Source organism: Candidatus Dependentiae bacterium (assembly GCA_018897535.1).
Lineage (GTDB): Bacteria > Babelota > Babeliae > Babelales > UASB340 > UASB340.
Map to the genome: position 1 here is coordinate 1 of JAHIKO010000001.1, position 11,304 is coordinate 11,304.

Consider the following 11,304-nt stretch of genomic DNA (forward strand, 5'->3'; position numbering starts at 1 on the left):
TGCTGAAACAAGATAATAACTACCGGATTCTTCATCGGCCATTTGACCACGTTTTACTTTTCCTCTGACAATCATTTTGTCAGCTGGCAAATCGCCATCAAAATCATCAACTATCTCGCGCTCACTTCTTGCAGTTTTTTCAACTATCTTAAAATCAAGTTTTGCCGTTTGAGTTATAACAGCTTTTACACGATCCGGATCATCAACACCCGGAAGTTGTACGACTATTTGTCTATCGCCATGCTGTTGAACAACAATTCCTTCAACGCCAAAACCGCTCAATCTGTTATTCAAAACATTAACAGCCTGCTCAACAGAACCCATGCGAATACGTTGCTCTTCAGCCGAAGTTAATGTACAAACTACATTTGTATCTTTTACAGATGTTTTTAGAATAAAATCATCTTTTTTAATTAACGAAGCGCAACTTTTTGCATCATTTTCATCATTGAAAGATAAAACCAAATTTGAATCAACTACTTCTCTTTTTATCGGCCAAACTTTTAAATCTCCGGTTTTAAATATTTGATCTAAATTTTTATTTTCTAATTTTAATTTTGCATCAACCGCTTTTTCAACTTCTACACCCAAAACCAAATAAGTTCCACCTTGAAGATCTATTCCTAATTTTAAATGCGGCATCGATATGGATTTATAAATTTTTTCTACAAAAGAAAATTTTTTGCCATTTTCAGTTTCCATTTTTTCAACTTTTTTCATATCAATGGAAAATAAAAAATAGCATCCAACAACTGTTATCAAAATCCAAAACATTAATTTTGATAAAAAAAATCTAGCAACTTTTGAAGTCATCAAACTCTCCTTGCAATAATATCTAAAAACATAAATTTATTCCAAATTTTAATGTCCTACCGGTCACAACCGGTTAAAGCAAAAGACTGGCCTGCCAGCCATAGCTCGTCAGAGCGACGGCTGGTGCCGAGAAGGAGACTCGAACTCCTACGGGATTACTCCCGCTGCCCCCTTAAAGCAGTGCGTCTACCAGTTTCGCCATCTCGGCAGTCAATTCATATTAAAGAACATCACTAAGACATGCAAAATTTACCAGATAATTAAGCTATTGGCAATCGTTTAATTGTCACTTTTTTTTAATTCTTCGGCTCGACCTTTAATGTCTTTAGCCATATTTTTAAAGAATAGCTCTAAATTAATATAAAAATCTTTTATATAACTTTTTGCATTTTCATAAAGACCTAAAATTTTATTTTGATTTTTTGTTTCATTTACAATTTCAGATTCTACTTTTGACCCAACAGGTTCAACAGATTTAGCTTCAAGCCCTTGCATTGATTGTACATTACTATCATCACCAAATTCAGTCTCATCTTTTTTTACTTTTCCAAAACTTTCAACAACTGTTGCTATAAGATTTTCAGCGCTCGCAATAAGCTGATTAAAAGAATTTAAGCTTTCTTTTTTAAATTTTGAAAAAATATTTTGAACGTCGTTTAACTTTTTTTGTAAATCTTTTTTCAATTCCTCAACTTTTTGCTCATCCAAATTTTCAAAATTTAATTTTTTTGCGTTTATTCCAATTTTAACAGCTCTCTCATATTCTTTATCAATAATTACCAATACTTCTAAAATCTTGTCTTCCAAAATATCTATATTATCCAAACTATTTTTTATACTATCTAAACCGTTAACACTTTCGGTTTTCACTTGCTCACCAATTACATTTAATCTATTTTTTCCCTGAATAACACCCTGCTCAAAATTAAAATCTATTAATAAACCATCTAAAAATTTATCTATTTTTTCATGATAAATTTCTCGAGCCGAATCTCTTTGTATTTTAAAGTCTTGAATAATCGCATCTATTTTCGATAAAACAGATCTAAGCTCTTGAATATATATTGCCACGTCTTTTATAGATTTTTCATTATCAAATAAAGCATTTATAGATTCCTGCAACTCAATTTTTTTCAGGCTGTCATTTGATATTTTTTCAGTTGTTTTTGATTCTTCTTTGGCTACTTCCTGATGTATTTCAATATCACTTTCTTGTTTTACATTTTCAGGTTCATTAGATATTGGAGTAGTTTTTACTTCACTAACATTTTCAGATGTATTCTCTTGTTGTCTTGATTCAGATATATCTCCTGCTCTGTCAACTATAGCTGCAGGTTGTGTAGTAGATTGATCATCACTTACAGGTCCGCTTTGTGATTTTTCAATTTCGCCAACTTTAGATAATTTTTCAGATTCTTGCGCCAATTCATTACTTTTATCAAATTGTTCAGGTTGTTTTACATCTTTTTGTGCTTGATTAATTTTTGACAAATCTTCTAATGATGAATCATTTTCAAAAGTTGAAGTGGCTTGCGTTTCAGTTGTATTACCTGCAGGCATAGTGTTATCTTGACTAAATATTAAATTAAAATTACAAAAACTAACAAAAAGAATTAAATAAATAGAATTTTGGTAAGTTTTCATTTTTCGCAATCTCCCTTTTATAAATTAATTTGAAAGAAAATTATAAATTTTTGCAAATATATCTACAATATAAGAATAGAATTTTTGATACCAAGATCTATTTTGTTCAAGTTTTTTTAATGCTGCAAATTCAGCCAATCGCTTAGCTTCATCTTCTTGAATTTTTTTTATATCTTTTAATCTTTCAGTTCGATCTTTTACAATCAAGCCGTCTTTTTCCAATGCAGCAATAGATTCTGAAACAATATTCATTTGCGTTTTAATTAATTCAATAAAATTATTAAAATCTTGCCACAATGTTTGAGTTACATATTTTTTGATAGCATTAACTTTTTCTAATGAGTCACCTTTGAGTTGATAATAAATTGTTCTAGCTTTTTTATCATCAATTATATTCCAAATCTCTTCGACCATTTGAGCAGATTTTGCAGATTCTTCAAGCGCCATTTTTTCTAGATCGTCAAGTTTTTTTAATCTGTCTTTTATTGACCTATCAAGATCATATATTGATTTAATATCCAAACGAAGTTGTTCCGATTTCGTTTTTAAATCTTTGGTTATTTTTAACAAATCATCAATTTCTATTTCACCCTCAGTTGTAACACCGCTTTTGATTTGTTCTTTATAATATTTTTTTCTATTACTTAAATATTTTTTAATTCCGGCAAATAATGCTGCACTGCTTGCTTGATTGAAACCTTCTTTTTTATAAAATTCATCAAGCTCTTTATCTATTTTATTAAATTGTTCATTGTACTGACCGGGCATTGATTGAATTTCTGAAACAATATTTTGAATTTCATCATTTACAGCATATGAAGACTTTAGCCATTCTCTTTTTTTTAACCAATTTCCCTGAGTGCCAATTTTTTCTTCAGAAAAATTAACATTATCTATACCATTAATTTTAGTTTCTTTTTGTGGTTCTTCCAATTTTTCAACCGGTTCAACAATATTTTCATTTACTTCAGGAGTATTTACATCTTGCAAATTGGCATTTTCAAATTGTTGTTCAATAACATCTGCCTCTTGAGCATTTAAAAAAAATAGGAATAAAGCAGACAAACCTAATAACTTCATACAAATATTCATATTAAGAGCCCTTTTTTTTAAAAATTACAACTCTATCTTAATTATATCTTTTATGAATATTATAGGGTTTTGGCTAGATCTTCAAGTTCTTTAAATAGACTCTTTATTAATTCATCTGCTTCTGTTGAAGTAAAGCTCCACAAAACGCCTTGATCCACTCTTGTCAAAATGGAGCGATCGGATTTGATATCAATAGTATCAATTCTAACAACATTCATTAATGGATGAACCATTGAAGGAGCTCTGACTACGCCGGCACGGCCCAAAACACTGTATGCAACATTTCCTTCACCAAGAAAACATAACATAATCTTTTTTTGCCAAACCATATTGCGATAACCGGTATGTTCTTTATGAATTGTAAGCAATAAACTTTCATCGCCTTTAGGATAAATACACTGTACCGGAGTTGTATTTGGAACGCCCTTTTCTGAGAAAGTTGCTAAAATTGCAACAGTTTTTTTTCTTTTTAAAAGATTAACTAAATCTTCCGGTAATTTTACACCAACGTGCTTAGCCATAACACCTCTAAATTTTAAAACAAAAATTCCATGTAAAAATATTTACAAAATAAATATTAAAATTTTAAAAATTATATTAACTTCAAAACAACTTCATTCTCGAGTAGTAAACCTTTTTGAGTAAGAGAAACCTTACCCCCGATTTGAAGAATTAAACCTTGTTTTTTTAATTCTTCTATACTATTTAAAAACTTAATTTTATCAGCACTCTTTAAAAAGTATAACATACTATGCAAGTCCCCCCCGTTTTTCTTGCGCAAATCGAGCATCAACTTCTCTATAAACACTTGCCTGTCGGTCAATATCTCTTTTTGAGCGCAATTAAGCGGGTTTAAATTTATATTTAAAAATTTATTCAAATTCGTTTCATTTATATACCGTGCAGTTCCATCAAAAGAACTAGCTCCCAATCCAAGTCCTAAATATGGCTTTCTATCCCAATAAGCCATATTATGAATAGATTCAAAGCCAACTTTGGAAAAATTTGATATTTCATATTGCATAAAATCATTTTTTTCCAGAAATTCTACAGTTTTAATGTAATGGGAGATTATTGTATCATCTTTTTGCAAAGAAATCTCATTTCTTTTAACTAAATCATATAGTTTTGTTTTATTATATAAAGTCAAAATATAAACCGATATATGTTTTACCGGCCAAGAAACAACTGTTTTCAAGCTATTTTGCCAAATTTCATCAGTAACATCAGGTAGTCCCAAAATTAAATCTACTGAAATATTATCAAAATATTTTTCAGCTAAATTTATTGCACCAATAGCATCAGCTGTCGTTTGTCGGCGTCCAATTTTTGCCAAAATTTCGTCGCTTAAAATTTGAATCCCCATACTCAATCTGTTTATTCCAAAGCTTTTCCAAGCCTCAAGTTTATCTTTGGTAATATCTGCAGGATTAGCTTCAATTGTAATTTCTTTGACATCACTTAAATCAAAATTTTTATTTAAATTTTCAAAAAGTTCTTTTAATAAATCAAGCGGATATATCGATGGCGTACCGCCACCAATATAGATAGTTTTAATTTTTGATTTGTTATCTTTAAAATATTTTAGCTGTGAACATAAAACATCATGATATTCTTTATCTTGATTTGTTTTATTACAAAAAGATAAAAAATCACAGTAGTAACATTTGCTATTGCAAAATGGCCAATGAATATAGATATGTTCAAAATTATTCAAAATATGCCCCTAAATACCACCCAAATTTTAATCCAAATTTTAGAACTAAAACTATTTTACAGGATTACCACAAGTTATCCATCGCATCCTGCAAAACTTTTGGAAATTTAATCGAACCATCTTCTTGTTGATAAGTTTCAATAATTGCAACCATAAGCCTTGGTATGGCCAAAGCTGAAGAATTTAAAGTGTGAACAAGTTCAGGTTTGGAATCCGCATTTTTTCTAAATCTTATCTGAGCTCGTCGGGATTGAAAATCGGTACAGTTACTGCAAGAAGAAACTTCATAATATTGATTTTGGCCCGGAAGCCAAACTTCTATGTCATAAGTTTTTGAAGATGCAAAAGAGCAATCTTGGGCTGCCAGCAAACTAACTCTGTAATGTAATCCGAGAGATTGCAAAATTTTTTCGGCTGTTTTTATCATACGAACTAATTCTTCATTTGAATCTTCCGGTTTACATATCGAATAAATTTCAACTTTTTCAAATTGATGAATTCTAATTAACCCTCTTTCAGTTGAACCATATCCACCGGCTTCACGTCTGAAGCAACTTGTCCAAGCAACATATCGCTTTGGTAAATCACTTACATTCAATATTTGGTTGGCGTGAACATTTGTTAAACTTACCTCTGCTGTAGGGATCAAGCAAAGATCGTCCTGCATTTTATAAAAGTCACCCTCAAATTTTGGTAAATTGCTTGAATTTACAAGTGCTTGTTCTTTTACCAAGTATGGAGGAATAACCGGTTCAAAACCATGGGCATAGTTATTTTTAAGCATTAAATTCGTTAATGCATAAATCATTTTTACTGAATCTTTTTTATAAAAAATAAAATTTGATCCGGACATTGCAGTTGCTGCATCAAAATCAAACCAATCTAATTTTTCATTAAGTTCAACGTGATTTTTAGGTTTAAAATCAAATATTTTTTTTGATCCAAATTCCCAAGCCGTTTGATTGGATTCTTTATTTCCAGCCGGAATATCTTCTTGAGGTATATTTGGACAAGAAAGTGCCAATTTTTTGAACTCTTTTTCAATATCAATAAGATCAACTTCTTTTTGCTTTAACTTACTGCCAATTTCTATAGATTTTTCACGAATCTCTTGAGTTACACCTTGCTTACCTTTGGCAGCGAGTTCATTTTTTTCTTTACGTAAATTTTCAATTTCAGCATTTACCAAACGAACAGATTTATCAAGCTCAATCAATTTTTCTATATCAAATTTAGGTTCTTTTTTTAAAATTAAGCTTTTTATTTTTTCAGTATTTGTTCTTAATAAATTTAAATCTATCATTTTAAGCTCCAACAAGCATAAGATTTTGCTCTAACTTTATTAAATTAACTTTTTCATAAATTGTTTTTGACTTATCATTAAGTGCATCAATCAACTTTATCAAATTAATCTTATCTTGTCCCAAAATTCCATTTGATAAATTTTGTAGTTTTTCCATGTAATAAATAAATAAACCCTTATCTGCATAATTTATAGAATCAAAATAAATATCACTTTTTTGATGTTTATATTTTAATAAAACTTTATACAATTCTATTTTCACAAAATTAATATCTTTTATTTTATTTTTATGCCAAGTTAAAATCTTTTTTATTACCCATAAAGCTGCTAAAGCAGATGAAATACCCAATATTGTATTTTTAGCAATATTCGATACATGAACAACATTTCCAAGTTGATCTGCTATAATTCTATATGCAATTAAATAATGTAATTCAATAATATCCGGAATTTTATTTTTTAAATCATCTACTTTATTCAAACCGTCATCTGCAATAGTAAGAGTTTTAAAAAATTCCGCCAACGCAGAATCAACACCGTCCAACATCATATCAAAACGATTACCGGTTACACCATTTATCATCTTTGCAACTAAACCACCCACAAAACTGGTTCCAGTATTTAACTTAGTTTCTTTTTCTTTGTCATTCAAAGTATTTATATAATTTTTAATAGAATCAATTAACTCTTTTACTTTATCATTTTCTATAAAATTTAATTCATTCTTTGCATTAACTTCTGCATCTTTATATTTGCAATTGAGCATTTTCTTTTTTAAATTCAATAAATCATCTAACTCCCACTTATTCTGTTTCTCATTTTTTTCTTCAATGCCGTCCTCTTGAATAATTTCATCTTTTTCAAATTTTTTAAAAATTTCATCAGCCGTATTTTGAATATTTGTTTGTAATATATCTCTATAATATTCAGCGGTTTTTAAATCTTTAAAATTTGAATACATACTATTAATACTATTTTGAATACTATCTCTATTATTATAAATAAGCCACGCACCTAAAGCCAACCCGGTTCCGCCAATAGATGCTTTTAGCAAATTTCTTTTAAAATAATTTGGTACATTAAACTCTTTTAATAAACTTTTAGAATATATTTTTAACGCATTAATATTTATATTGTTATCTTCTATAACTTTAGCTTTTTGCTCGATATCATAATCTTTAAACAAATTAAATTCTCTTTGATATTCAAGAGTTCCCGGATAAATATTTTTTGAGAAAAAAGAATTTATACAAAAATCTACTTCGCTTATTAAATCTTCGCTTGAATTATTTTTTGTAATTACAGATATAAGCTCATCGATTTTGCCCAAATATATGGAATATCGAATTTTTATTGCATCAAGCTTTTCTACTTTTTGTTTTACCTTATCACTGGAATTAAAAACAAAATCAGCAACTTTATTATCAACTGTTGGTGAGTAGTAACGTAACTCCCAATAATTTTTACACATAAATATTTTTTCAAGATTTTTTATAAATTGTGTTTTTAAAGCAATCAAAGAATCAAGAGCAAGCTTATCGTTTGTAGCCTGATTTATATTTTCAGTAGACACACCCAACACATTATTTGTTAAAACAAAGCTCATGTAAAAAACAAATAATTTTAAAAATCTTCTTTTCATAAACAACCCATTATGCTAAAAATTAATACTTATTATAAAAGATGCCTATTTTAAATGAAATTTAACTTTTTTCAAAAAAGGGCCAAATAAAAATGAAAAACGTAATATTTAGAGAGTATGACATAAGAGGTATTGTTGGTGAAGAATTTGAAATAAATGAAAGTTACTTACTTACAAAAGCAATAATAAGTTATTTAAAAGTAAAACAACCCGACCTAAAATCGATCGTAGTTGCAAGAGACGGTAGAAACCATTCTCCTGCAATAAAAGACCAAGTTATCAATGCAGCTAAAGACATGGGAATAAACGTTTTAGATATAGGTATATGTCCAACACCGGTATTTTATTTTTCTTTATTCAATACTGATGTTACATCCGGATTAATGATCACAGCATCACACAATCCGGCACAATATAATGGCATGAAAATATGCTTAAATAAAAAATCTGTATGGGGAAAAGAAATACAAGAAATAAAAAATATTTGTGATTCTCAAAATTTTTTTGAAAATAAAGATAATAAAATATGCAAAATAACATATAAAAATATTATACCTGAATATATAGGCTGGCTCGCTCAAAATTTTGAACATCTTAAAAATTATGACATAAATGCAGTAATTGATTGTGGCAATGCTGCAGGGGGAACGGTAATACCGGATTTAATTAAAACGATGAACTGGAAAAACGTTAAACCGATATTTGAAAATCTTGACGGCAATTTTCCTAATCACGAAGCAGATCCAACAAATATAAAAAATATGCAAACAGTTTTTAATTTACTAAAAACAGATTCCAATCTAGAACTTGGAATAGGTCTTGATGGTGACTGCGACCGCATGGACCCAATGACCAAATCTGGCTATCTTGTACCCGGAGATCAGTTGCTAGCAATTTTTTCAGAAAAAGTTTTAAAAGATTTCCCCGGAGCAACAATTGTATTTGATGTAAAAGCTTCATCTTCTTTAATAGAGTTGTTAAAAAAATGGGGAGCTATAGATCACATATGCCCATCGGGACATTCACTTATTAAAGATGCTTTATTTAAAACAAATGCAAAGCTTGCCGGCGAATTAAGCTGTCATTTCTTTTTTAACGATAGATACTTTGGTTATGACGATGGAATATATTCAATTTTAAGACTTTTTGAAATTTTAAAGGAAAATAATAAAAATTTAGATGACTTAATAAAAATATTTCCAAATAAAGAACGCTCGGCAGAAATTAGAATCAGCTGCAAAGAAAGTGAAAAAGAACAAATAGTTTCGCATGTAAAAAATATTTTTGCAGCAAAAAAAGATATAAATAATATTACAATAGATGGACTAAGATCTGAAGGAAAAAACGGCTGGGGACTTATAAGAGCTTCAAACACTCAACCTGCCATTTGTCTACGTTTTGAATCAAATACAAAAGTAGGACTTAAAAATGTTAAAAAAGAGTTTTATAATGCATTAGTGCCATATTTTAATTCAAAAGAGTTAAAGGAAAAAATTGAATTATAATAAAAATGTTGGACTGCATTTAAAACTTGAAGACAGTCTTTGTGCATTACTAGTAAAAGCACAAAAATTTAATGTTTTATCGTTTCAATTCTTTTTGACAAAAGAACATAGCTTTAGATATCCCAAAATAGATCCCAGAGATTTAAAAAATTTTTTAAAAATAAGTAAAAATTTAGAAAATATTTATATCCATAGCTCATATTGGATAAATCTTTGCAGCGGTAAATATATTGGTTATCAAACAAGCCAAAGAATTTTAAAAAAAGAAATAGATTTGGCAAAAAAATTAAATATTAAAAATATAGTTTTACATCCGGGTTCTGCCGGTGCATTTAAAAGCTCTAAGGATGATCCAAAAGCAAAACTTAGAGGTATCGAAAATTTAACCAGAGCTTTAAATAAATTATTAAAATATGAAAAAAATATAAGAATTTTACTTGAAAATACGGCTCATGGAAACAGAACCGTTGGCAGCGATTTATATGATTTTAAAATAATAAAAAACAAACTTGATTATCCTGAAAAAGTAAAGTTTTGTATCGATTTATCTCATGCGTTTGCATATGGTTACAATATAGAAAAAACAGAAGAATTTATAGAAATTCTTGATTCAACTATGGGTATTGAAAATATAAAGCTTATACATCTTAATGACTCTGCCGAAAAAAAAGGTGCAAAAATAGATAAACATGAAGCCATTGGTAAAGGCACAATTGATCAAAATATGCTAAAAAGCTTAATATTTCACCCAAAACTGCAAGAAATTCCAATAATTTTGGAAATTCCAAATCTTCCGGATAAAGATATTTTTGACACGCTAAAAACTGTTAATTCTTGGTTTTAACAATTACAAAGAGCAAAAAAGATTGTTTTTAAAAAATTAAATAATTAATAAATATTAAAATTCTTACAATTTGCAACTATTGAACTTTTAAATTAGAATATTTTTTCTGTTAGTGTATTTTAGTCTGGTCTCATTTGACCATATGATTAGATACTTTAAACTTATACTATAATTAAAATTTTGGGGGATACGGATAATCACTGTATTAATTAAATTTTGATAATAAACACGGAGATAAATATATGAAATTTAAAAATATAATATTAGCTTTATTTTTAGCCGTAAATATCGTAAACGCAACAGAACCTACACCAGAAGAAACTGCTAAAAACACTGAAAATTTAATAAATATATTAAATAGTGTTAAAGATATCATTAATCATTATGAAGAATTGGAAAAAGAGTTTAAAACAATAAATCTTATAAAGCTTAAAAAAAGTTTGGTTCTTGGAACATCAAAACATCTTAAGGGTTATATAACAATAAAGGAGTTAAGTTCGTTATCTACTTTATCGAATAATTTTGATACAAAAAGCAGTACTGAGCTTATAAGTTTTATACCTGAGACAATAAACTTCATATTTAATTTGATATTAACAAAAGTAACAAAATCTACTGATCTAAAACTACACGAAGAAACGGCTTCTTTAATATATGAAATCAAGCAAGAATTAAGTAAAAAATTTAATATAAATATAGATGATAAAACAGCAAATGCAGCAAATAAAGCAAATCCTGCAAACA

General features: G+C 28.6%; 10 protein-coding genes and 1 tRNA gene. 3 read left to right on the top strand and 8 right to left on the bottom strand.

Annotated features, from left to right (window positions below; all coding sequences use genetic code 11):
* The 8 genes from KKE07_00005 to KKE07_00040 all read right to left on the bottom strand — a co-directional run.
* Positions 1-813, bottom strand: an 813-nt coding sequence (locus KKE07_00005) for a hypothetical protein (GenBank protein ID MBU4269251.1), incomplete at its 3' end; no start/stop codon positions are given.
* A gap of 121 nt (positions 814-934) precedes the next feature.
* Positions 935-1,021 (bottom strand) — tRNA-Leu (locus KKE07_00010).
* A 71-nt stretch (positions 1,022-1,092) separates the two neighbouring features.
* The gene (locus KKE07_00015; protein MBU4269252.1) at positions 1,093-2,457 is read right to left on the bottom strand and encodes a hypothetical protein; all 1,365 of its coding nucleotides are present in this window, start codon (positions 2,455-2,457) and stop codon (positions 1,093-1,095) included.
* Between the two features lie 24 nt (positions 2,458-2,481).
* Positions 2,482-3,549 (bottom strand): hypothetical protein, encoded by a 1,068-nt coding sequence (locus KKE07_00020; protein ID MBU4269253.1) that lies wholly within the window; start codon positions 3,547-3,549, stop codon positions 2,482-2,484.
* Positions 3,550-3,608: 59 nt separating this feature from the next.
* Positions 3,609-4,070, bottom strand: coding sequence for a pyridoxamine 5'-phosphate oxidase family protein (locus tag KKE07_00025; protein MBU4269254.1), 462 nt, complete (start codon positions 4,068-4,070; stop codon positions 3,609-3,611).
* A 71-nt stretch (positions 4,071-4,141) separates the two neighbouring features.
* On the bottom strand, positions 4,142-5,266 hold the full coding sequence (gene hemW / locus KKE07_00030; protein MBU4269255.1) for a radical SAM family heme chaperone HemW: 1,125 nt from the start codon (positions 5,264-5,266) through the stop codon (positions 4,142-4,144).
* Between the two features lie 64 nt (positions 5,267-5,330).
* Entirely contained in the window at positions 5,331-6,569 is a 1,239-nt protein-coding gene (gene serS, locus KKE07_00035) for a serine--tRNA ligase (GenBank protein MBU4269256.1), read from the bottom strand.
* Position 6,570: 1 nt separating this feature from the next.
* Entirely contained in the window at positions 6,571-8,211 is a 1,641-nt protein-coding gene (locus tag KKE07_00040) for a hypothetical protein (GenBank protein MBU4269257.1), read from the bottom strand.
* A 92-nt stretch (positions 8,212-8,303) separates the two neighbouring features.
* Between KKE07_00040 and KKE07_00045 the strand changes: the two genes are divergently transcribed.
* From KKE07_00045 to KKE07_00055, 3 genes are all read left to right on the top strand, one after another.
* The gene (locus KKE07_00045; protein MBU4269258.1) at positions 8,304-9,716 is read left to right on the top strand and encodes a phosphomannomutase/phosphoglucomutase; all 1,413 of its coding nucleotides are present in this window, start codon (positions 8,304-8,306) and stop codon (positions 9,714-9,716) included.
* Positions 9,706-10,560, top strand: coding sequence for a deoxyribonuclease IV (locus KKE07_00050; protein MBU4269259.1), 855 nt, complete (start codon positions 9,706-9,708; stop codon positions 10,558-10,560). Before KKE07_00045 ends, KKE07_00050 begins: the two co-directional genes overlap by 11 nt.
* A 242-nt stretch (positions 10,561-10,802) precedes the next feature.
* A partial coding sequence (locus KKE07_00055) for a hypothetical protein (protein ID MBU4269260.1) occupies positions 10,803-11,304 on the top strand: 502 nt, incomplete at its 3' end.